The organism is Flavobacterium sp. GT3P67, assembly GCF_004349155.1.
Lineage (GTDB): Bacteria > Bacteroidota > Bacteroidia > Flavobacteriales > Flavobacteriaceae > Flavobacterium > Flavobacterium ranwuense.
Map to the genome: position 1 here is coordinate 126,419 of NZ_SMLF01000010.1, position 23,629 is coordinate 150,047.

The following is a 23,629-nucleotide window of genomic DNA, read 5'->3' on the forward strand; positions in this document are numbered from 1 at the left end:
CAAAAAATAGTAATAAATTGATAATCAGCAGCGAAGCATTTTTGCTTTTCTGTGGGTAACGTACCCGCTCTCGCCTTTATCTCTCCGTCCCGTCCCGAGGCTTCGGGATCGGGACTACGAGGATATCGACTCCATCAGGGCTAGTTAGGTTTTATAGTGATTTTTCAGCAATAAAAAACCCGATAACTCTTTAAGATATCGGGTTAAATTTATAAGAAAAAGGGTTTTAGTGAATAATTTCTCCCAAAACTTTTGGTCCAAATTTATCTTTAAAAACGAAAGGAAAAATTATAGCAAGTACTAAAGCATACGATGCAAAAGTGATCCAGATATGAAACCAGTCTTTACTTCCATCAGCCATAGTAAAATATTTTTGAATAACATAACCACTCGCAAAACTACCAATCAAGGCGCCAAAACCATTCACCATCATCATAAACATACCTTGCGCACTTCCTCTGATTTTCGAATCTGTTTGTGTTTCCACAAATAAAGAACCCGAAATATTAAAAAAGTCAAAGGCCATTCCGTACACGATACATGACATGATTATCATCCAAAGACCATCAGATGGATTTCCAAAGGCAAACAATCCAAAACGCAATACCCAAGCCAACATACTAAATAACATTACATATTTGATACCAAATTTTCTCAGGAAAAACGGAATTGCCAATATAAATAGTGTTTCTGAAACTTGAGATATCGACATTATTATAGCAGGATATCGAACCGCAATAGTATTTTTATAAGCATCAACAGTAGCAAAATCATGGATATAAGTATCTCCATACGCATTAGTCAATTGCAAAGCAGCGCCTAACAACATAGAAAAGATAAAGAAAACAGCAAATTTTCGTTGCTTAAACAATTCAAAAGCATTCAATCCTAAAGCTTGCGTAAAAGAAGCGCTTTTTTCTCCTTTACACATTGGAGGACATTTAGGAAGTGTAAAAGCATAAGCACCTAATAGTAAAGAAACTACACCTGCAATATAAAACTGGTTTGAAGAAGTTTCATTATGCGTCAAACTTACCACCCAAAGCGCCGCTATAAAACCTATTGTTCCCCATATTCTAATAGGTGGATAATCCTTTACCACATCCATTTCTTTTGCAATTAATGCATTATAAGCCACCGTTATTGATAAGGAAATTGTAGGCATATAAAAAAACATATTGACTAACATTACCCAAAAAAATGTAGTAGGATTATCAACTTGTGGCAAGCAAAACAAGGCGGCAGCACCAAAAAAATGAAGCAAACCATATAATTTTTCAGCATTTATAAATCGATCTGAAATAATTCCTGTTAAAGCTGGCATAAAAACAGAAGAAATACCCATTGTTGAAAAAATGATTCCAAACTCGGTTCCAGACCAGTGCTTATTATTAAACCAATATGCACCAATCGTAAGTAACCATGATCCCCAAATAAAAAATTGAAGGAAGTTCATCAATACCAATCTATTTTTAATTCCCATACGATGAGTTGTTTTTTTTTTAAAAAATTAACAGGGCGTAAATCTACTATTAAAAATGAGATCTGCAAATAATTATATCGTTTTAGCAATTTCACTTACCAATTCCAATACCAGCTCGAATTGTTCTTTACGGTTCAAATGAGAATTGTCAATTTCTATAGCATCTTCAGCCATTACCAATGGGGAATCCTTACGGTGTGTGTCGATATAATCTCGTTCTTCTACGTTTGCCAGCACTTCTTCAAACGTTACAGCATCTCCTTTTGCAACCAACTCATCGTAACGTCTTTGCGCTCTTGTGGTCGCACTGGCGGTCATGAAAATTTTAAGTTCGGCATCAGGAAAAACTACAGTTCCAATATCTCTTCCGTCCATTACAATAGCTTTGTCTTTTCCCATTTCTTTTTGCTGTTCGACTAATTTGGTACGAACTTCAGAAACTTCAGCTACTTTACTCACAAAACTGGAAACTTCAATCGTTCTGATTTCTGTTTCCACATTTGCTTCATTCAAATACATTTCGGCAAAACCCAAATCAGTATTAAATTTGAACTGCAATTTTATATTTGGCAGACTGTTAATTAATGTTTGTTTATCAAAAGAATCAGCATTTATGCAACCGTTTTGCATAGCAAATAAAGCTACGGCACGATACATCGCCCCAGTATCAACATAAATATATCCTAGATGATTCGCAAGCTGTTTGGCCAACGTACTTTTACCTGTAGATGAAAATCCGTCAATTGCGATGGTAATTTTTTTCAAAATATTGTATTTAAATTTTAATAATTAATCAAATGGTACTACCATCTATTTCAAAGGAGTACATCATTCTTGAAAGTTAATGGTTAACCCAAAAAGGCTTGTATTTCCTGCCAATGTGTATCTGGAATACGAGTAATTAAATTTCAGTTTATTCAATTTAAGTCCAAAACCTAATGAAACTCCCGAAAAATTACGCTGTTCCTGAAGACGTAATTCCTCTGCTCTTCTAAAATTATATCCCACACGCAAATTAAATGCTTTTTTTGGAAAAAGCTCTACTCCTACAATCACATGTCGCAACGCATTATTCACAAATGAAATTTTTTCCTCGGTCTCCGTTCCGTCAAATGATGATTCTGCTCGGACCGGATTCGAAAACGCAATATTCCATTGTTGCAAATTTTCCAAAGTAAGATGCCAACGAATAGGTACATTTTCTAATTCTTGTGAAACACCTGCAATGATTTCGAGTGGCAGCTTTTCGTTTGTACCATTATACGTAGAAAACTGAGTTCCAATATTTCGAATAGCCAAACCCCAATTTACATCATTTTTTTCATCTATAAAAAGTGCTCCAATATCAATTGCACTGCCTAAAGAATTGTAACTTTCTAAGGTAGAAGAAATCAATTTGGCACTGGCACCTAAATGAATCGTAGTATTAGGGATATTATAGGCATATCCAAAAGACAGGGCAATTTCACTTCCGGTAAATTCTGAGGTTGGCTGACCATTTTCGTCATAGCCTTCAAAATTGCCATAGTTCACATAATTTACTCCAGCCTGAAAAGTTTGCAAATGACGATCATACGTGTAGGCGTAAGAAGCCGTTCCGTAGGTTACTTCCTTAAAATAACTTCCATAATTTAGAGCCAAATGATTGTCCATTTCGGCATTTATAGTCGCTGGATTAAAATGGGCTTGATTGACATCATCATCATAAATCGTAATCACTTTTCCTCCCAGCCCCGCTTGTCTTGGTGAAGTGACCAAGTTCAAAAACTGATAGGTATACTTACCTCCTATTTGACTGTAAGACACAGAACAAATGAAAAATAAGGAGTATAATAAAAGTTTTTTTAACATGCTTTAAATTGCAACTTATGTAAGGTAAAACGCAACTGCGAAGATAAAATTATAAATACAATAAATGACAACTTTAAAACTCCTAATTGCAAATAAAAATTCCAAATTCCAAGCACTGAAAATCAGGTTTTAGAATTTGGAATTTTATCCCGAAGCTATGGGTATGAAATTAATTTTTATTTTAAATCCTTGGCATTTTTAACTTTCTGATCGGTTAAAGCATATTTCAACACTTCGCTCATTTCCTTCACATAATGAAAAGAAAGTCCTTCCAGATATTCTGGTTTTATTTCATCAATATCGCTTTTGTTTTCGTGACACAGAATAATTTCTTTGATATTGGCTCTTTTGGCAGCCAAAATCTTTTCTTTGATTCCACCTACTGGTAAAACTTTTCCACGCAAGGTGATTTCTCCTGTCATAGCCAAGTTTTTCTTCACTCGTTTTTGTGTAAACAAGGAAACTAATGACGTCAACATAGCAATTCCTGCACTTGGACCGTCTTTTGGAGTAGCTCCTTCCGGAACGTGCAAGTGAATATTATATTTAGAAAGTATCTCTGAATCCAATCCTAAAAGTTTCGCATTGGCCTTGATGTACTCTAAAGCAATGGTTGCAGATTCTTTCATTACCGTACCTAAGTTTCCGGTAATGGTCATGGTCCCTTTTCCTGGTGAAAGTAACGATTCTATAAACAGAATGTCACCACCAACAGAAGTCCAAGCCAAACCAGTTACCACACCGGCAACATCATTGTTCTCGTATTTATCTCTTTCTAATCTTGGAACACCCAGCGTTTTTATGATATCGCCGTCAGTTACTTTTTTGTTATACTCTTCTTCCATTGCAACTGATTTAGCTGCGTTACGAATTACTTGAGCAATTTTAGCTTCTAAACCACGAACTCCCGATTCGCGAGTGTATCCCTCGACAATTTTCTCTAATTGTTTTTTTCCAATGGTCAAATCTTTAGTCGTCAAACCGTGTTCTTTCAATTGTCTTGGAAACAAATGCTGACGGGCAATTTCTACCTTTTCTTCAATCGTATAGCCTGACATTTTGATGATTTCCATTCTGTCTTTCAACGCAGGTTGAATTGCAGCCATATTATTAGATGTGGCTATAAACATGACTTTAGACAAATCATATCCCATTTCAAGGAAATTATCATAAAAAGAATTATTTTGTTCCGGATCTAAAACTTCCAGTAATGCTGATGATGGATCGCCTTGATTGCTATTTGACAACTTATCAATTTCATCTAAAACAAAAACAGGATTTGAAGTTCCCGCTTTTTTCAAACTTTGGATAATTCTTCCCGGCATGGCGCCAATGTAAGTTTTTCTATGGCCACGAATCTCCGCTTCATCGCGTAAACCACCAAGAGAAATCCTAACATATTTTCTACCCAATGCCTCTGCTATCGATCTACCAATGGACGTTTTTCCAACTCCCGGAGGTCCTGTCAAACAAATAATTGGAGATTTCATATCATTTCTCAATTTTAAAACTGCCAAATGCTCAATCATTCTTTTCTTAACATCTTCAAGACCAAAATGATCTCTATCCAATATTTTTTGTGCTCTTTTTAAATCGAAATTATCTTTAGAATATTCTTCCCAAGGCAATTCCAAAAACAACTCTAAATAATTTCTTTGAATTCCAAAATCAGGCGCTTGTGGGTTCATGCGTCGCATTTTAGACAATTCTTTATCGAAATGTTTTTTTGTTTTTTCATCCCATTTCTTGGTCAAAGACTTCTGCAACATTTCCTCCATTTCCTCTTCCTGAGAAACGCCACCCAATTCCTCCTGAATGGTTTTTATTTGTTGGTGAAGAAAATATTCGCGTTGTTGTTGGTCTAAATCAAAACGAACTTTAGATTGGATATCGTTTTTCAATTCGAGTTTTTGCAACTCAATATTCATGTAACGCAATGTCTCTAAAGCCCTATCTTTCAATTCATTAATGGCCAACAAATCTTGTTTCTCTTTAACAGACAAATTCATATTAGAAGTAACAAAGTTGATCAAGAAAGATTGGCTCTCAATATTTTTGATGGCAAAGGTTGCTTCGCTTGGAATATTTGGACTTTCTTTAATAATCTGAATCGCTAATTCTTTGATTGAATCCAAAATTGCTACAAATTCAGTATCGTTTTTTTTAGGTCTTTTTTCAGGAACTTCTTTAATTTTTGCTGTTATATATGGAGACTCGTCAACAACAGAGTCAATTTCGAAACGTTTTTTACCTTGAAGAATTACAGTGATATTCCCATCAGGCATTTTTAGCACACGCAAAATGCGGGCTACAGTTCCAATTTTATGAATATCATCTTTGGTAGGATCTTCATCTTCTTCATTGATTTGGGCAACAACTCCAATCGTTTTACCAGCTGCATTAGCGTCATTGATCAATTTAATTGATTTATCACGACCTGCAGTAATTGGTATTACAACTCCTGGAAATAAAACCATATTTCGCAAAGGTAAAATAGCCAACAATTCAGGTAATGCCTCATTATTCATTTCCTCCTCGTCCTCGGGAGTCAAAAGTGGAATTAAATCTGCTTCCGAATCAAATTCTTGAAGTGACAGATTGTCAATAGTAAGTATTTTATGATTTGACATATAATTATTTAAGTCTTTTTGTCATTAAAAATTTTCATTGTTTAAGCAAATATAAGGTATCAAAGTAATCTTTTTATATAAAATCTATCTTTAGGCCTCATTATTTGAATAACGTTAAAAGAGTCAATCTCTGTGCCAAAATATAATATTTTTATCCCATTTTTCTTTAGAAAGAGATATTTTAGACACAACAAACAATAGCCAAATAAAACAATTCAGAACACATCCAAAGAAAAAATATAGTTTAATTTTATAAAAGTGTAACAAACGTGAAAAGACCGAGTCTTTACAATAAACTAAAATCAGCTGTTTGAGTTTAACCAACTATAATATCGAAGAATTAATCTTGCTTTGCAGGCAAAAAAATCAAAAAGCACAGTATGAGGTTTACAATCGCTATGCAAAAGCGATGTATAACGTGTCCTTTCGGATTGTCAAAGATGCCCATTTTGCTGAAGATGTAATGCAGGAAGGTTTTTTAAAGGCATTCACTAAGATAAACGACTATAAACAAGAAGTGGCTTTTGGCGCTTGGTTAAAAAGAATTATCGTGAACTGTAGTATTGATTTTTACAAAAAGAACTATCAATTCAAACCGGAAGATTTTGATACAACGCTTTATAAAATTGAAGAAAATGAATCGGTTTTAACTGAAAGCGCAAATTTCAACGAATTAAAAGTAAAACAAATTTTAGAGGTCATTAACTCCCTGAAATATAATTACAGAATGGTTTTGACTCTTTTTTTTATTGAAGGTTATGATCAAGAAGAAATTAGCGAAATACTTAATATAAGTTATGCCAATTGCAGAACTACACTGAGCAGAGCCAAAGACTGTTTAAGAAAAAAACTAGAGGAAATATGAAAAAGGAAAATAAAAAACTGGACAAATTATTTGACAAATTTGAAAATCAATGGGACATCGAGACTCTTGAAAGCAATCATGAGGAACGATTTATAAAAAAATTAAAATCTAAGAAACCGAATTGGAAACGTTTCGTTTCTATTGGTATCGCTGCTTCTATCTTAGTTATGTTAGGACTTTCAATATTCAATAATACTCCTAAAAAAACAGAAGAGCTGCGATTTGCATCAAGAGAGACCAAACAAACAGATTCCATTTTTACAATTTTAATTGAAAATGAATTAGAAAAAATAAAAGAAAAAAAATCACCTGAAAATGAAAAAATAATTTCCGATGCACTCAAACAAATGAGAACATTAGATAGTGATTATGAAAAAATAATTAAGGAATTAGAAACAAATGGAGAAAGTAAGCAAATTATTTATGCGATGATCAGCAATCTTCAAACACGGATTTCTTTTTTGCAAAATGTACTGCTACACATTGAAAATAATGAAAAATTAAAAAATATCTCTGATGAAAAAACAATTTAAACTACTCCTATTATTCGTTTTAATTCCAATTTTAGGATTTCCCAATGATCCTGATTATATCCATACTAAACAAAAAACCATTAAAAAAGCCTATTTCGTAAATTCGGATGCGGGACTTTATATCGATAATTCATACGGCAATATTTCGGTAACCACTTGGGACGAAGATAAAACCGAATTGGATATTGTTATAAAAGTGAGCGGCGATAATGAAAACTGGGTGAACCAACGCATTGACGATATTGATGTTGATATAATTGCACTGAAAGGGATGATTACTGCAAAAACAATTTTGGGAAACTCCAGTTATAAGAGTAATGGCAAAAACAATAGTTTTCAAATTAATTATACGCTCAAAATTCCAAAAAATGGCAGTGTAAAACTTCATAATAAATACGGAAATATCAATACATCGGACTTATTCTCTGACGCTGAAATTAAATGCAAATACGGTAAAATAGCATTAGGAAGATTATCCGGTAACATGAGTAATATTCTAGTAGAATACTGCTCTAACTCGAGTATTTCATTTTTAAAAAATGCAACTATTACGGCAAAGTATTCGAATTTGAAAATTGGAGAAGCAACAAAACTCAATTTAGCTTCTGATTATACTGATGTAGATATTCAAGAAAGTGATGTCGTTAAATACATCAGTAAATACGGAAATATTAAAATTCAAAATGTAAAATCATTAGATGCAACCGGGAATTATTTAACCCTCAAAGTTGGTGAATTATCTAATAATTTGAAACTGTCCACAAAATACAGCAATGTAAACATTGGGACTATTAATGCTAAAGCCAATACTATTACTATTGCAGCTGCTTACACCGGATTAAACATTGGATTTGATGCTAATTATGCTTTTGATTTTAATGTAAGTGTAAAATATGCTAATTTTAAATATGACAATGAATTAGAAATAAATTCTAAAGAAGACTTACACAACTTGAAAAAATACAGTGGTTTTTACAAGAAAAAAGGAGTCAATAACGTATCTATAATTTCAGATTACGGAAATGTAGTATTAGTAAAAAAACAATAATCTTAAAGCTTTATTTATGAAAAATTCAATCAAATTATTTGTTAGTTGCACCTTATTACTAACTACAATGACTTATGCTCAATGGTCATCCAATCAAAAATTAAAAGGAAATGGTAAAGTAACTTCCGAAAAAAGAAGTACAGGTTCTTATGATGGAATTGCAATAACAGGATTTTTTGATGTCGAATTAGTTTCGGGTAAAGAAGGAAATATTACTATAAAAGGCGAAGAAAATTTATTGCCTTACATCAAAGTCGAAGTTATCGATCAAGTATTGAAAATCTCTACCGAAAAGAACAAATCTATCAGTACCAGCCAAGGAAAAAAAATTATCATAATTGTCCCTTTCGAAAGTATCAGTCAAGTTTCTTTGATAGGCTCAGGTGATGTGATAACTAAAAACAGTATAAAATCGAAATCATTTTCAGCTAAATTAGCCGGCTCAGGCGATATGAATTTAAATGTTGAAGCTAATGACTTTGATGTAAACTTAAGTGGTTCCGGAGATATTGTTCTAGCTGGAAAATCTGAAAATTTCAATAGTAATTTAAATGGTTCCGGTGATATTGATGCGGGTGATTTAAAGTCTAAAAACGCAAAGATTACCGTTTCTGGTTCAGGTGACAGTAAAGTTTTCTGCAGTGAAAGCCTACATGCCAGAGTTTCTGGTTCAGGTGATATTGAATACACTGGAGATCCAAAGAAAAAAGATACGAAAGTGAATGGCTCAGGAGCTATATCGAGAGCCTAATTTTCAAAAAAATAAATTATATGAAAGGTGTTTTATTAATTTAAAACACCTTTTTTTGGAACTCTTTTTAATAAAATAGCACCAGCTATAAAAAGCAACCCAAAGAAAACAATTGCAAGTCTAGGACTTCCTGTAATTTGATCTATGATTCCGTAGACGCACATCCCAATAACAATTCCCACTTTTTCGGCAACATCATAAAAACTAAAAAACGAAGCAGTATCCTCTGTTTCCGGTAATAATTTCGAATACGTAGAACGAGACAATGCTTGGATTCCTCCCATAACAAGTCCTACTAAACCTGCAATTATATAAAACTGCATAGGCGTAACAATAAAATAAGTCACAATACATAAAATAACCCAAAAACAGTTAATTACAATTAGTGTAAGGATATTTCCAAATTTCTCAGAAGCTTTGGAGGTTAGAACAGCACCTAGAATTGCTACCACCTGGATTACTAATATGCAAATAATTAACCCTGTTGTACTTTCACTTTTAGATTCCCAAGCAATTTCTTGTGTCCCAAAATAAGTAGCAATAAGCATTACTGTTTGTACAGCCATACTGTAAACAAAGAAACTAAGCAGGTATTTCTTCAAAATAATATTTTCACCAAGTAACCCCCATACTTTTTTTAATTCTCTAAAACCATTAAAAACTACGTGATGTGTCACTTTACGGTCTGCATTTTTATTCCCCTTTGGTAAAAAATAATAGGTGTATTGACTGAAAAGAATCCACCAGATTCCAACCATGACAAAAGAATAACGCATGGCTTTCATGGCGGCTTCTCCTTTGGTTCCCGATATCCCAAAAAGGTCTGGCATCATTACCATAGCCAGATTAATAATCAACAAAATAACGCTTCCCACATAACCAAAAGAATATCCTTTGGCACTGGCATCATCTTGCTGCTCTACAAATGCAATATCTGGCAAATAGGAATTATAAAACACTAAACTTCCCCAAAAACCTATTAAACCTAAAAAATAAAAGAGCAAACTGATGCAAATATTTCCTAAGCTAAACCAATATAAACCTATACATGATAAAGCTCCTAAATAACAAAAAAACTTCATGAACGACTTTTTATTACCAACATAATCTGCAACGCCCGATAAGAATGGTGAAATTACAGCCACCAGTAAAAATGCCGCAGCAGTAACAAAACTAATCAAAGCTGAATTTTTGAAACTGATGCCAAACACAGAAATGTAATGCTCTCCGTCGGAAAATAAAGCTTGGTAAAATATTGGAAATATAGCTGTAGAAATCACTAATGGATAAACTGAATTTGCCCAATCATAAAAAGCCCAAGCGTTTAATAATTTTTTACTCCCTTTTGGTAAATCTGCCATATTGTTGTTGTTTGCGATGCGAATTTATTTATTTTTTGTTAAGAATGATCTAAAAAGCAAGTAATTTATGCATTAACAAATCATTAAAGAATGATAACAGCCGTAATGTTTTATGACTTAAATTAAAAAAAACAGGCTATCCCTTTCAAGGACAGCCTGTTTAACTGTTTTTATAATAACAAGTTGCTATCTGTAAATAATTCCAACTTTAGCAGCTAAAGCTTTTGCTTCTGGGATTAATGCTTTTAGATTTGCAATTCTTGTAGCATCAGATGGGTGTGTGCTTAAAAATTCCGGTGGCGCTTGTCCCGCAGATTGTGAAGCCATTCTTTGCCAAAAAACAATAGATTCATCCGGGTTATACCCTGCAATGGCCATTAAAGTAAGACCAATTTTATCGGCTTCCGTTTCATGATTTCTACTAAATGGAAGCATTACTCCTACTTGAGATCCTAATCCATAATATTGTTGCCACATTTGTTGCTTTTCGGCACTTTGGCTACCAGTTGCAACCGCAACACCTACAGCTCCTAATTGTTGTAATTGAGCAGCACTCATTCTTTGTGCCCCATGATTTGCTAATGCATGAGAAACTTCATGTCCCATTACGGTTGCTAGACCTGAATCATCCTTCGTTATTGGCAATATCCCTGAGTAAACAACAATTTTTCCACCAGGCATACACCAGGCATTCACTTCTTTGCTATCTATTAATTTATATTCCCAACGATACTCATTCAAATATTGTGATTGCCCTAAATAGGTTAAATATTTTTCTGCAGCAGCCCTAATCCTCATTCCAACTGTTTCAACTCTTCTTGCATCCGCGGTTCCTACAATAACTTTATTTTCTTTTAAAAAAGTCCCATATTGTTGAAAAGAAGAGGGAAACAACTCACTGTTAGAAACCAAATTCAGGTTTTTTTTCCCTGTAAGGGGATTGGTAGCGCAAGAATAGATTAATCCTATTGCGAAAATTCCTAGTAATAAGTTCTTTTTCATAATTTTAGATTTAAATTTCTATACAAAAATACAACTATAATGAATTCTTTATTTATATAATTAAATTTAAATGTATCATTTTTTTGTTATTCACCAGTTATATGAAATGCCGTAAACTCCTTATCAACAATCAAGTAACCTTCATTTTCTAAAGTATTTTTATCAAACGATACTTCCACATTATCAATTTCTATCATTTTAACTTTAAATGGTAATCCAATAAGATTTATTTTATATTTCGAATAATTAGTATTGAATTTTCCTTCTTTATGCAGCTGAATAATCAGTTCTTTCTCTTTACCGGTTGTTTGAAATGACAAAAAGCTATATCTCCCTTTTTTATAATCATACCCATCTTGAGCATCTTCATAAACTACTGATTTTTCTTTTCCTTCTTTATAGTAAATGTCTAATGTTAATTCATCAAATTCTAACTCTCCTACATATTGTTGCACCGGATATTTAGGAATTACAGCACCCGCTTTTACAAAAATTGGAATTTCATCGAATTTAGTATCTACCCAAATTTCTTTTCCACCTTTAACTTCTTCATTGGTCCAATAATTATACCACTGCCCTCTAGGAATATACATTCTTCTTCCTAAAGAATTTGGTTCTAAAATTGGGCATACTAAAATTTGGTTTCCAAAAACAAATTCGTCATTTCTGTAATGGGTTTGAATATCTTCCTGATCATAATAAACTAATGGTTTCAACATTGGAATTCCCTCTTCAATATACTGCCAAAACATAGTATATAAATAAGGTAATAATTGATATCTCAAATTTACGAATTTTCTGGTGACGTCTATTACTTCCTCGTCAAATGCCCATGGTTCCTGGTTGCCATGATCACCAGATGAGTGGGTTCTGCAAAAAGGATGAAAAACCCCTAATTGAATCCAACGGGCATACAATTCTCCTGATGGCTGTTCTGCAAATCCTCCGATGTCAGAACCTGTGAAACCCATTCCGGAAATGGACATACGTTGCACTTGAATATTGGCAATCCACAAATGCTCCCAAGTAGCAACATTATCTCCTGTCCAAGAAGATGTGTAGCGTTGTGCTCCTGCGTATGCTGATCTTGTTATAACAAAAGGCCTTTTTGGATAAGCAAATCGTTTCACACCATGATACGTGGCTCTCGCCATTTGTGTACCATAAATATTGTGTGCTTTTCTATGGCTGCAAGGATTTCCATCGTAATCGTGACGCACATCCATAGGAAATGTTTTATTGGGAACCTCCATAACGGCAGGTTCATTCATATCATTCCACACTCCTTTTACTCCAATATCTGAAATTAATTCTTTAAATAATCCAGCCCACCATTCTCTTACTGCAGGATTTGTATAATCTGGAAAATTACATTCTCCCGGCCATACTTTTCCTTTCATATATGGACCATCAGCTCTTTTGCAGAAATAATCTTTTTCTAAGGCTTCTTTATATACAGCGTATTCTTTGTCAATTTTTATTCCTGGATCAATGATTACAACTGTTTTGAAACCATCCTCAGCTAATTCAGCTACCATTCTTTTTGGATCTGGAAAATATTCTTTGTTCCAAGTGAAACAGCGAAAACCCTCCATGTAATCAATATCCAAATACAACGCATCGCAAGGGATTTTTAATTCCCTGAATTTAGCTGCAACTTCTTTCAAATTGCTTTCGGGATAATAACTCCATTTACATTGGTGGTATCCAAGTGCCCAAAGCGGTGGCAATTCAGGCTTTCCGGTCAAATCAGTATAAGTAGTGACAACATCTTGCATTTGTGGTCCGTAAATGAAATAGTAATTCATTTCTCCACCTTCAGCCCAATAACTGGTTACATTTCTTCTTTCATGACAAAAATCAAAATAGGTTCTAAACGTATTATCAAAGAAAATACCGTACGATTGTTTGTTTTGTAATCCAATATAAAACGGAACTACTTTGTATAATGGTTCTTGGTCTTTTTGAAAAGCATATTGATCAGTCGCAAAATTTTCCAGTCTCTTTCCTTTCAAATTCATTTGAGTTGCCTTATCACCAAGTCCATAAAAGCATTCTCCATCTTTGGAAGCCTTACTCATTTTTACGATATTTCCACCATATTCATAGCTTTCTTCCCAATGAAAACCCAACTCATCCTCTAAAATAATATTATCCTCCAAATCAAAAATAGACAATCTCATATCTATTTTTTGAATTCTACATTTTACTTTACTGGTTTTTATCTGATAATAATCTTCTACTTCAGAAACCTCAAGAAAGTTATATCCATGAGAATGACTTTTATCAATTGCATAAGAAAAATCATTGCTAAAATACCCTTTTGTTGTAAATCTAAAGCGGATTAAGCTATCTCTTAATACTGTCACTTTTAATATGACACTATTACCGGTATGAAAATATATTGAATCCACTTCATGCTCAAAAGAAACTATTTTTGTAGGATATAAATCTCCTTTATATTCTAATTCTGTATTTGTAATCATTTTATATGGTATTAATTTTAATCTTTTCTAGAACTCAAACTTACAAAATTACTTTGCAAACACTTATATATGTGGGTTTTATTCGCGAAAACGTTATAGTTTATTTCAATGTAACAATCAACAATATAAAATAATGGTTTCCATTATATATGAAAACCATTAACTATGTTTATTTTAAAAATGTGTCATTTCATATTTATGAAATTTTAAAAACGGTAATACTTAAAGGAGGCAAAAGCAACTCAGCAGAATAATCTCTTCCATCATAAGGCATGGCCTCAATTACTGTTTTTTTAGCGTTAGAAACTCCGCTTCCTCCATAATTTGAAGCATCACTATTAAAAATTTCTGTCAATTTACCTTTTTTGGGTAAACCAATTCGATAATTAGGACGAACAACTTGAGTGAAATTGCAAACTACAATTACATCGTTTTTTGGGTTATTTCCTTTTCGAATGAAAGACATTACAGCATTTTGATGATCGGAGTAATTAATCCATTCAAAACCTTCCGGGCTGAATTGTTTTTCATGCAACGCAGGTTGCGTTTTATACAACTTATTCAAATCAGTAATCAATTTTTTTACACCTTCATGATACGGATATTGCAATAAATGCCAATCTAAACTTCCTTCAAAATTCCACTCTCTACTTTGTCCAAATTCACTTCCCATAAACAACAATTTAGTTCCGGGATGCACAAACATATAGCCGTATAGTAATCTTAAATTCGCAAATTTCTGCCATTCATCTCCTGGCATTCTTCCCGCTATCGATTTTTTTCCATAAACAACTTCATCATGCGAAAGCGGCAACATGAAATTTTCCGAAAAAGTGTAGGTCATTGAAAAAGTCAAATCATTTTGATGGTACTTTCTATACACAGTATCTTTTTGAAAATATTCTAAAGTATCGTGCATCCAACCCATCATCCATTTCATTCCAAAGCCTAAACCACCAACAGAGGTTGGTCTTGAAACCATAGGAAACGAAGTGCTTTCCTCTGCAATCGTTTGTACTCCTTCATAATTTAGATAAACGGCTTCATTGAATTCCTTCAAGAAACTAATCGTGTCAAGATTTTCTCGTCCGCCATAAATATTAGGCTCCCATTCTCCATCGTTTCTGGAATAATCCAAATACAACATCGAAGCAACGGCATCAACACGCAAAGCATCGGCATGATAATGGTGTAGCCAAAATAACGCATTACTAATCAAAAAGGAACGAACTTCATTTCGCCCATAATTAAAAACCAAACTTTTCCAATCCGGATGATAGCCTTTTCTGCGATCAGGATGTTCAAAAAGATTTGATCCGTCAAAAAATCCTAAACCATGTGCGTCATCTGGAAAATGAGATGGCACCCAGTCCAGAATTACTCCAATTCCGGCTTCGTGCAATTTGTCAACCAAATGCATAAAATCTTGCGGATTCCCAAAACGGGAGGTTGGTGCAAAATATCCCACTAATTGATACCCCCAAGAAGGATCGTAAGGATATTCCATTATTGGCATAAACTCAACGTGGGTGAATCCTGTCTCTTTTACATAATTTACTAAATCCTCGGCAAATTCGAGATAAGTCAAAAAACGGTTTTCTTCCGCATGACGTTTCCATGAACCTAAATGTACTTCATATACGGAATAAGGCTTGTCTAAACCATTATGATTTTGACGCGTTTCCATCCAGTTTTTGTCTTTCCATTTATAATCTAAATCCCAAACTACAGAAGCGGTATGGGGTGGTTTTTCACAGTAAAAAGCAAAAGGATCTGCTTTTTCAGTGATGATTCCACCATTATTGGATTGTATTTTATATTTATAGGTTGTTCCTTTTTTAACGTTTGGAATAAATCCTTCCCAAATACCGGAAGAATCCCAACGAACTGCTAATTGATGTTCGCCTTGTGTCCAAAAATTGAAATCCCCAACCACAGAAACCGAATGAGCTGTAGGAGCCCAAACAGCAAAATAAACACCATCTACTCCGTCAACCGTTATAAGATGTGCGCCTAGTTTTTCGTATAGCCGGAAATGTTTCCCTGATTTGAATAAATCAATATCAAAATCGGTAAAAAGGGAATGCGAGATAACTTTACTCATATAACAATTGTATAATTCTATTTTTAGAAAAAGAATAGAATATTATTTTTAAGAAAAAACAGTTTAAAAATTTATTTTATGGTGTAATTATCCGGTATAACTGCTCCTTTTTTGATAACAACAATTCCGTCTTTAATGGCATATAGTTCATTAGAAAAATCTTCTAAATGGCTTCCTCCATTGATGTAAACATCATTACCAATTCTGCAATTTTTATCCACAAGAGCATTATTTATAAAACATCTTTCCCCAATACCTATTAATTGTTTATTGTTTTTAAGATCGTCATTCATATCACAAATATTCTGATAGAAATCATTACCCATTACATAACAATTTTGAATTACAGTTCCTTCACCTATTCTGGATCGTATACCAATCACGGAATGATTTATCTCTTTAGCATTCAATATACAACCTTCAGAAATCAACGATTTGTCGACCATTGTTCTTTGAAATTTCGATGGAGGCAATAATCTTGGTCTGGTAAAAATTTTATTGTCGTTATCGAATAAGTTAAACTTAGGTATATCTTCAGTCAGTCCAATATTAGCTTCAAAAAAGGAATCTATATTACCAATATCAGTCCAATATCCTTCATATTGGTAGCTTAATATCTTTTTATGTCCAACAGCTTGTGGGATAATTTCTTTACCAAAGTCCTTGGTTTCTTTATTTGACATAATCTCTACCAACAATTTTTTGTTGAATATGTAGATTCCCATCGAAGCCAAGTAATGTTTTCCTTCGCTTTTCATTTGATCACTCACATCCGATTCCCAATTTGGCAATAATTCTTTTGCAGGTTTTTCAATAAAAGATTCTATAAAATTTTCAGAATTTGTTTTTAATATTCCAAATTCAGGAGCGTCTTTAGCATTTACAGGTAAAGTGGCGATAGAAATATCAGCTTCATTGTCTATATGCGCCTCAAGCATTTCGTTGAAATCCATCTGGTACAATTGATCTCCGGAAAGAATCAAAGCATAATCAAAATCATGATTTAAAAAATGAGGCATACATTGTCTTACAGCATCCGCAGTACCTTGAAACCAAGTTGGATTATCAGGCGTTTGTTCTGCAGCAAGAATATCAACAAAGGCATGACTAAAAATACTAAAGTTATATGTATTTTTAATGTGTGCATTTAAAGAAGCTGAATTGAATTGTGTTAATACAAACATTCTATAAATATCTGAATTCATACAATTTGATATAGGAATATCGACCAATCTATACTTACCTCCTATTGGTACTGCAGGCTTAGATCTTGTTTCTGTCAATGGATATAATCTGGATCCTTGCCCTCCCCCTAAAATAATTGCAATAACATTTTTCTTTTTAACTTTCATTTTTTGTTACTTATTAAATTGTACATTTCTATGTATTCCAGACAAACTCTTTCCCAAGAATGATCAGTACTCATCCCTTTTTTTATAATTTTATTTAAATTATTTTTATCGTTATATAGATTTACTGCCCTTTGAATCGAATAACAAACATCTCCAACAGTAGCCTGATCATGACAAATTCCATTTCCATCATCTCCAAAATCAATGACTGTATCTCTCAATCCACCCGTTCGTCTCACAATAGGTATTGTTCCATATCGTAACGAATACATTTGGTTCAAACCACAAGGTTCCACTCTTGAAGGCATTAATAAAAAATCAGAACCTGCATAAATCAAATGAGCTAATTCTTCATTATATCCAATAAAGGTATTGTAGTTGCCCTTATAATCCGACAATAAACTGTTTAATTGATTTTCAATAATTGGATTTCCAGAACCTAAAATTAAAATATTAATTTGTTGATAATTTTCCGATAAGGCTAACGCTGCTGCATGTGGCAATAAATCGCCTCCTTTTTCTTCTAATAATCTACCGATAAAACTAAAAAGTGGTTTTGTTGGGTCCAGATTAAAGAGATTACATAACTTTTCTTTATTTTCTTGTTTCCCTTTTTCAAAATTTTTAATTGAATAATTCTTTTCCAGCATCGCGTCTTTAGCCGGATCCCATACTTCGATATCAATTCCGTTTAAAATCCCTCTAGATTTATAACGTACCAGATTAAACAAGGATTCTAATCCATTAGCCGAATAATTGATTTCGTTTAGATAATTGGGTGAAACTGTAGTTACAGCCCAAGCGCACTTAATCCCTACTGCGAGTGAATTAATACACTTATCCCATTCTAAAACATTCACATGAGCCAAATCGAACTCCGGTATATAATGTAATTTATCAAAACCAAACTGTCCTTGATACAAACCATTATGAATGGTAATCATAGATGGGGTATTTCGCAATTTTTCGTATTTACGACAATACAACATCATAAATGGGATCAAACCAGTATGATGATCATGACAGTTAATTACGTCCGGAACTTTATTTCTACCTATAATCCAATCTAAAGTGGCAATTTGAAAAGACAAAAAACGTTCAATATCGTCTTGATATCCATAAACATCTTTCCTGTCAAATAATTCCTGAATTTCTACCAAATACAATTCAAAACCTAACTTATCCGTTTTTTCTTTGAGAACACTAAAAGGAAAATTAAAATTCCCCAACTTCACATTACCCCAATGTACGCATTCAAAATCATTTTCTTTTTTGAATTTTGTGTCATAACAAGGCATCACTACCCGTACTTGATGTCCAGCATTATTTTGATATTTTGGCAATGCGCCCACAACATCAGCTAAACCTCCTACTTTAGCTACTGGGTAACATTCTGCACTGATATGAAATATTTCCATTTATGAAATTTTGATGTTTTAGTTAATATTATTCAATTATTTAATATTTCCGTCTTTTATGTTAATACCAATAAAAACTTTATAAAAAATACTACTTTTATGTTTTTCTAAATTTACTAAAAAAATTATAATATAATAACGCGCTTGAAAATTTATTGAAATGACAAAGAAAACTTCCATTGATACACAATTATTAAAAATTCCTAAGATTATTTTATTAACCAGTAAATTAATCTCTTTTATTTCTCCAAAACTAATTACATCATTTGCTGCTAAACTCTTTACAACACCCATAAAACATAAAATTCCAAAAAGAGAATTAGAGATGGATCGAAATAGCATTCAAAAATTAATCAAAATTCCTGCAATTAATAAGGAGGTCGTTTTATATCAATATGGTAAAAGTGAGAAGAAAATTTTATTGGTTCACGGTTGGTCAGGGCGCGGGACACAATTATTCAAAATAGCCGATGAACTTGTAAAAGCAGGATATTCCACTATTAGTTTTGATGCACCAGCTCATGGAAAATCACCCGGAAAAACTACCATTATGGTCGACTTTATCGCTACAATTTTAGAAATAGATAAGCAATTTGGGCCATTTGAAGCAACAATTGGCCATTCATTAGGAGGAATGTCAGTTTTGAATGCTATAAAAAAAGGCTTAAAAGTAAATCATGCCGTAATTATCGGCAGTGGAGATATTGTAGAAGATATTATGGATGATTTTGTAGCTAAATTAGAATTAAAACCAAAAATAAGCACTCTTTTGCGTTTGCATTTCGAGAAAAAATACGGAGAAAAAATGAATAGTTATTCTGCTTTTTTAGCAGCCAAAGAAACTACTATTCCAGTTTTAGTAATACATGACAATAATGACCCTGAAGTACCTGTAAAGGCAGGAATTCACATTCATGAATATCTAAAAAACGGAGAGTTACTTTTAACAGATGGATTAGGACATCGAAAAATTCTAGGAAACCATAAAGTAATTGAAAAAATAGTTCAGTTTATTCAAATCAAATAACTGAATTACAATAGTATACAGTAAATAAAAATTTTAATTTTCATAGTCTCCACGAGATAAATAAAGAATCCTAATTTTTTAATAAAAAACAATAAAATTATGAAATATCCTGTAGAAAAAACCGAACAAGAATGGAAAGAACAATTAGGCGAAGAACGCTATCGTATTCTTCGTCTAAAAGGAACCGAATATCCTCACACGGGAAAATACAACTTGAATTTCGAAAAAGGAACGTATTGCTGTGGTGCCTGCGGAGAGCCTTTGTTTGAAAGTAACTCTAAGTTTGATGCGCATTGCGGTTGGCCGTCATTTGATGAATCCATTCCCGGAAAAGTACAATACATTTCGGATGTTACACACGGCATGAAACGTACTGAAATCTTGTGTGCAAATTGTGGCAGCCACTTAGGCCATGTATTTGATGATGGACCTACAAAAACCGGACAACGCTATTGTGTGAACTCTTTATCTGTTGATTTTAAAGAATAATCCTATGGATTTATTTGAAAATTCTACTGATTGGGCTAAAAATTTAGAACCCATTCTAACGAAATATAAAGGAAAAAAACATCCGCTGGAGTATCATAATTTATATCAACTTATGGTGATGGTCGTTTTATCAGCACAGGATTCCGATGCCAATATTAATAAAATTGCTCCTATCCTATTTGAAGCGTATCCTAACATGGAAAGTTTAGCTGTCTCTAATGTTGAAGCATTAATTCCGTACATCACTAAAGTCAGGAATTTTGGAACCAAAGCCAACTGGCTTTTGGAAATAGCGCAAACCATCCAAAAAGATGAAAATATTCCGCTTACGATGGAAGGTTTGGTTGCCTTAAAAGGCATTGGAAGAAAATCAGCTAACGTAATTCTTCGCGAAGCAAAAATTCCAGCAGAAGGAATAATCGCTGATTTACATGTTATTAGAGTGGCTCCAAGAATTGGAATTATTACAGAAACCAAAGACGGAATTAAATCCGAAAAACAGCTCATGCAAGTGCTGCCAAAAGAAATTTGGGGCGAAATCGGGATGGCGATTTCATTTTTGGGAAGAGAAATTTGTCGTCCACAACCCAAATGTCCAGAATGTCCTATTAACTCCATTTGTGAATATTATAAAAAAATAAAAGGGTAAAAGTGAATCACTTTTACCCTTTTAAATATTTTTGAAATGTATTTATTATAAAAAAGAAGGTTTAAAGCCTGGTTTTAAACGTTTTTTAGATGCTTGTTCATAAGCATAACCCAATCCTATTAATTCTCCTTCAGTATACGGTGTTCCGAAAAAAGATAATCCAACGGGTAAATCATAAACCACCCCATTAGGAACCGTAATATGTGGATATCCACTTGCCGCAGCAGGAGAAGTCAAAGAGTATCCTCCCCAGCGATCGCCGTAAATCATATCAATACTACAAGCTGGTCCCATGGTAATTCCGCAAATAGCATCTAACTTATTTTCTTTAAAAACTGTATCTAAAACACCTTTACTTCCTTCAAAACTTACAGTCAATGCTTCTGCATATTTTTTGTCATTCAATCCTTTTTTAGCATTAGAACTCTCGAGTGTTTCTTGTTTAAAATAAGGCATTACTTTATCTTCATTACTGCTATTAAAATCAATTACCTCTTTTAAAGTTTTTACTTTTGCATTGGCAGTAGCCAAATATTTATTTAATCCGTCTTTAAATTCATATTGCAAAACTTCAAATTCGGCTTGACCCAAAGCATTAATTTTATCAAAATAGTCAATTTCGATAATGATAGCGCCTTGCTTTTTTAGAAGAATGATAGCATCTTCTAAAAGTGCATTAATGTATTTATTATTTCCCTGTGGCTTTTTTTCAATACCAATGCGTTTACCTTTCAAAGCATTTACATCTAAAAACGTAGTATAATCCTTTTGTGTATTAACTTTACTTTCAAGAGTTACAGAATCGTCTTCATCAACAGCTGAAATTGTTCCTAATAAAATAGCTGCATCAGTTACGGTTCTCGCCATTGGACCAGCTGTATCTTGTGTTTTTGAAATTGGAATAATCCCAGATCGGCTAACCAAACCTACTGTTGGTTTAATCCCTACAATTCCGTTTACCGAAGCCGGACAAACAATAGAACCATCAGTTTCTGTGCCAACAGCAACTACACAAAGATTGGCTGACACAGCAACTCCAGAACCCGCACTGGAACCACATGGATTGTGGTCTAAAATGTATGGATTTTTAGTTTGACCGCCTCTGCTGCTCCATCCGGAACACGATTGGTTTGAACGGAAATTAGCCCATTCACTCAAATTTGTTTTCCCTATAATTATTGCTCCTGCCTCTCTAAGTTTTTTAACTACAAAAGCATCTTTTGAAGCAATATTCCCTGTCATTGCAAAAGATCCAGCTGTTGTTTGCATTTTATCCGCTGTGTCTATGTTATCTTTTATTAAAACAGGAATTCCATGTAAAAGACCTCTGTTCTTACCAGCTTTCAATTCTTTATCCATTGCAACTGCTATGGATACTGCTTCCGGATTGATTTCGATAACCGAATTCAATTGAGGTCCATATTTATCAATAGCTTCAATGCGTTTCAAATACAATTGTACTAATTGTTCCGAAGTATATTTTCCAGAAGCCAATTTCTCTCTTAAACTACTGATGGTTTCTTCATCCAGTTCAAACACTTCATTAGAATCTTCAATTGATACTACATTATTATCCTTTTTGGTACTCGATGTGCAACCTGTAATCAAAAGTGTGGTAAGACCTGCTGACGCTAAAGTTGCAGTAGTTAAAAAAGATCTTCTTTTCATATATTAAATTATTTATTTGGATAAATATTCACAAAAATTAATTTTCTAAATTACTTTTTTTTTATCAAATACTATAAACTATTAATTGGAACAAACGTTAAAGTTTAATGATTTGTCTAGTAACTTCTTAAAAATCAAAAAACAGTCTCATGCAACTACTGCAAACTGTATAACAAAGGTATAATCGAACTCCGAAACATTCTTATAGTGTATGAATACCTGCCAAAGTCATTTCTTACAAAAGAAGGAATTTTCAAAATTAATCACGACAAAATGACTTTCAATAACTTTTTGGTTGCCTATGGTCAATCTGATTTAAAATGAATCGTTATTTACAAAACGTATTCAACTTCATTACTCCTAAAACGGTGTTTTGAGAGGCGCATTTTTACTAAATTCAAAATATATCAATGCCAGCTCTTTGTCTAAAGCCTTTACCTTGTTTAGCTTAATACTCGAAAAACTATGGGCCTTTCATTATTATTAATACATAACCATCTTAGACATTGGTGCTGATAATACCGGAACATGTGTTAATTTATCCAATAACGTAGTTAAAGAATTAAATATTGAACATAAAGTTGCAGTTTATTTTTTTGATGCCATAAATTTAAGTCAATTAGAAAATCATTACGATTTAATCATTACAACTTGGTTTACAGTTGGGAATTTTACTTTTGGGAATTATAATCTATTACCCGAAAAATTTTATTTACCAAAAAATGAAAATTTCACTACTATTTTCTCCAATACATATAAAATATTAGATATTTATGGCGAAATATTAATTGGTGCTTGTTATATCGACAACGAAAATACCAAGAAAAAACGAGAATTATCGTATCATAAAATATCATTTACCCAACTTGATCCTTATGATTATGCCATGCAAGTACGAATAAAAAAGTAAAT

At 33.2% G+C, this 23,629-nt stretch carries 18 protein-coding genes; 7 read left to right on the top strand and 11 right to left on the bottom strand.

What is annotated here, in order from left to right:
• Positions 1–226 precede the first annotated feature (226 nt).
• From E0H99_RS15215 to lon, 4 genes are all read right to left on the bottom strand, one after another.
• On the bottom strand, positions 227–1,483 hold the full coding sequence (locus tag E0H99_RS15215; RefSeq protein ID WP_131997470.1) for a nucleoside permease: 1,257 nt from the start codon (positions 1,481–1,483) through the stop codon (positions 227–229).
• Positions 1,484–1,555: 72 nt separating this feature from the next.
• Positions 1,556–2,248, bottom strand: coding sequence for a (d)CMP kinase (cmk, locus tag E0H99_RS15220; RefSeq protein ID WP_131997473.1), 693 nt, complete (start codon positions 2,246–2,248; stop codon positions 1,556–1,558).
• A gap of 63 nt (positions 2,249–2,311) precedes the next feature.
• On the bottom strand, positions 2,312–3,334 hold the full coding sequence (porQ, locus tag E0H99_RS15225) for a type IX secretion system protein PorQ (protein ID WP_131997476.1): 1,023 nt from the start codon (positions 3,332–3,334) through the stop codon (positions 2,312–2,314).
• A 176-nt stretch (positions 3,335–3,510) separates the two neighbouring features.
• Positions 3,511–5,964, bottom strand: coding sequence for an endopeptidase La (lon, locus tag E0H99_RS15230; protein WP_131997479.1), 2,454 nt, complete (start codon positions 5,962–5,964; stop codon positions 3,511–3,513).
• Between the two features lie 310 nt (positions 5,965–6,274).
• Here lon and E0H99_RS15235 point away from each other — a divergent pair, with 310 nt between their 5' ends.
• Genes E0H99_RS15235 through E0H99_RS15250 form a run of 4 tightly spaced genes read left to right on the top strand, consistent with a single transcriptional unit; the run spans position 6,275 to position 9,161 of the window.
• Positions 6,275–6,829: an RNA polymerase sigma factor gene (locus E0H99_RS15235; RefSeq protein WP_131997482.1), complete on the top strand. Its 555-nt coding sequence runs from the start codon at positions 6,275–6,277 to the stop codon at positions 6,827–6,829.
• Complete coding sequence (locus E0H99_RS15240) at positions 6,826–7,362, top strand: anti-sigma factor (RefSeq protein ID WP_131997485.1); 537 nt, start codon at positions 6,826–6,828, stop codon at positions 7,360–7,362. The genes E0H99_RS15235 and E0H99_RS15240 overlap by 4 nt, the downstream gene beginning before the upstream one ends.
• Positions 7,346–8,410, top strand: a complete 1,065-nt coding sequence (locus tag E0H99_RS15245; protein ID WP_131997488.1) for a hypothetical protein — start codon at positions 7,346–7,348, stop codon at positions 8,408–8,410. Before E0H99_RS15240 ends, E0H99_RS15245 begins: the two co-directional genes overlap by 17 nt.
• A gap of 16 nt (positions 8,411–8,426) precedes the next feature.
• Positions 8,427–9,161 carry a head GIN domain-containing protein gene (locus E0H99_RS15250; protein ID WP_131997490.1) on the top strand — a complete coding sequence of 245 codons (735 nt, stop codon included), beginning with the start codon at positions 8,427–8,429 and terminating at the stop codon, positions 9,159–9,161.
• Between the two features lie 35 nt (positions 9,162–9,196).
• Here the strand turns inward: E0H99_RS15250 and E0H99_RS15255 are convergent, their stop codons facing one another.
• From E0H99_RS15255 to E0H99_RS15280, 6 genes are all read right to left on the bottom strand, one after another.
• The gene (locus E0H99_RS15255; RefSeq protein WP_131997492.1) at positions 9,197–10,522 is read right to left on the bottom strand and encodes an MFS transporter; all 1,326 of its coding nucleotides are present in this window, start codon (positions 10,520–10,522) and stop codon (positions 9,197–9,199) included.
• A gap of 186 nt (positions 10,523–10,708) precedes the next feature.
• A complete protein-coding gene (locus E0H99_RS15260) occupies positions 10,709–11,524 on the bottom strand; it encodes a M48 family metallopeptidase (protein WP_131997495.1) in 816 nt (271 codons plus the stop codon).
• Between the two features lie 86 nt (positions 11,525–11,610).
• Complete coding sequence (locus E0H99_RS15265) at positions 11,611–14,010, bottom strand: glycoside hydrolase family 31 protein (protein WP_131997498.1); 2,400 nt, start codon at positions 14,008–14,010, stop codon at positions 11,611–11,613.
• A gap of 196 nt (positions 14,011–14,206) precedes the next feature.
• Complete coding sequence (gene glgB / locus E0H99_RS15270; protein WP_131997501.1) at positions 14,207–16,114, bottom strand: 1,4-alpha-glucan branching protein GlgB; 1,908 nt, start codon at positions 16,112–16,114, stop codon at positions 14,207–14,209.
• A gap of 71 nt (positions 16,115–16,185) precedes the next feature.
• A complete protein-coding gene (locus E0H99_RS15275; RefSeq protein ID WP_131997504.1) occupies positions 16,186–17,466 on the bottom strand; it encodes a glucose-1-phosphate adenylyltransferase in 1,281 nt (426 codons plus the stop codon).
• The gene (locus E0H99_RS15280; protein WP_131997507.1) at positions 17,463–18,884 is read right to left on the bottom strand and encodes a glycogen synthase; all 1,422 of its coding nucleotides are present in this window, start codon (positions 18,882–18,884) and stop codon (positions 17,463–17,465) included. The genes E0H99_RS15275 and E0H99_RS15280 overlap by 4 nt, the downstream gene beginning before the upstream one ends.
• A gap of 160 nt (positions 18,885–19,044) precedes the next feature.
• Here E0H99_RS15280 and E0H99_RS15285 point away from each other — a divergent pair, with 160 nt between their 5' ends.
• From E0H99_RS15285 to E0H99_RS15295, 3 genes are all read left to right on the top strand, one after another.
• On the top strand, positions 19,045–19,911 hold the full coding sequence (locus E0H99_RS15285) for an alpha/beta hydrolase (RefSeq protein WP_131997510.1): 867 nt from the start codon (positions 19,045–19,047) through the stop codon (positions 19,909–19,911).
• A gap of 99 nt (positions 19,912–20,010) precedes the next feature.
• Complete coding sequence (gene msrB / locus E0H99_RS15290; protein ID WP_131997513.1) at positions 20,011–20,400, top strand: peptide-methionine (R)-S-oxide reductase MsrB; 390 nt, start codon at positions 20,011–20,013, stop codon at positions 20,398–20,400.
• Between the two features lie 4 nt (positions 20,401–20,404).
• Positions 20,405–21,049, top strand: a complete 645-nt coding sequence (locus E0H99_RS15295) for an endonuclease III domain-containing protein (RefSeq protein ID WP_131997516.1) — start codon at positions 20,405–20,407, stop codon at positions 21,047–21,049.
• Between the two features lie 45 nt (positions 21,050–21,094).
• Here E0H99_RS15295 and E0H99_RS15300 read toward each other — a convergent pair whose 3' ends face one another.
• Positions 21,095–22,717 carry an amidase gene (locus E0H99_RS15300; RefSeq protein WP_131997519.1) on the bottom strand — a complete coding sequence of 541 codons (1,623 nt, stop codon included), beginning with the start codon at positions 22,715–22,717 and terminating at the stop codon, positions 21,095–21,097.
• Between the last annotated feature and the right edge of the window lie 912 nt (positions 22,718–23,629).

Bases quoted from the DNA above. Each gene is read 5' to 3' on its own strand.
- E0H99_RS15215 (WP_131997470.1), bottom strand. From the start codon at position 1,483: ATGGGAATTAAAAATAGATTGGTATTGATGAACTTCCTTCAATTTTTT.
- porQ (WP_131997476.1), bottom strand. From the start codon at position 3,334: ATGTTAAAAAAACTTTTATTATACTCCTTATTTTTCATTTGTTCTGTG.
- lon (WP_131997479.1), bottom strand. From the start codon at position 5,964: ATGTCAAATCATAAAATACTTACTATTGACAATCTGTCACTTCAAGAA.
- E0H99_RS15240 (WP_131997485.1), top strand. From the start codon at position 6,826: ATGAAAAAGGAAAATAAAAAACTGGACAAATTATTTGACAAATTTGAA.
- E0H99_RS15245 (WP_131997488.1), top strand. From the start codon at position 7,346: ATGAAAAAACAATTTAAACTACTCCTATTATTCGTTTTAATTCCAATT.
- E0H99_RS15250 (WP_131997490.1), top strand. From the start codon at position 8,427: ATGAAAAATTCAATCAAATTATTTGTTAGTTGCACCTTATTACTAACT.
- E0H99_RS15255 (WP_131997492.1), bottom strand. From the start codon at position 10,522: ATGGCAGATTTACCAAAAGGGAGTAAAAAATTATTAAACGCTTGGGCT.
- E0H99_RS15260 (WP_131997495.1), bottom strand. From the start codon at position 11,524: ATGAAAAAGAACTTATTACTAGGAATTTTCGCAATAGGATTAATCTAT.
- E0H99_RS15265 (WP_131997498.1), bottom strand. From the start codon at position 14,010: ATGATTACAAATACAGAATTAGAATATAAAGGAGATTTATATCCTACA.
- glgB (WP_131997501.1), bottom strand. From the start codon at position 16,114: ATGAGTAAAGTTATCTCGCATTCCCTTTTTACCGATTTTGATATTGAT.
- E0H99_RS15275 (WP_131997504.1), bottom strand. From the start codon at position 17,466: ATGAAAGTTAAAAAGAAAAATGTTATTGCAATTATTTTAGGGGGAGGG.
- E0H99_RS15280 (WP_131997507.1), bottom strand. From the start codon at position 18,884: ATGGAAATATTTCATATCAGTGCAGAATGTTACCCAGTAGCTAAAGTA.
- E0H99_RS15285 (WP_131997510.1), top strand. From the start codon at position 19,045: ATGACAAAGAAAACTTCCATTGATACACAATTATTAAAAATTCCTAAG.
- msrB (WP_131997513.1), top strand. From the start codon at position 20,011: ATGAAATATCCTGTAGAAAAAACCGAACAAGAATGGAAAGAACAATTA.
- E0H99_RS15295 (WP_131997516.1), top strand. From the start codon at position 20,405: ATGGATTTATTTGAAAATTCTACTGATTGGGCTAAAAATTTAGAACCC.
- E0H99_RS15300 (WP_131997519.1), bottom strand. From the start codon at position 22,717: ATGAAAAGAAGATCTTTTTTAACTACTGCAACTTTAGCGTCAGCAGGT.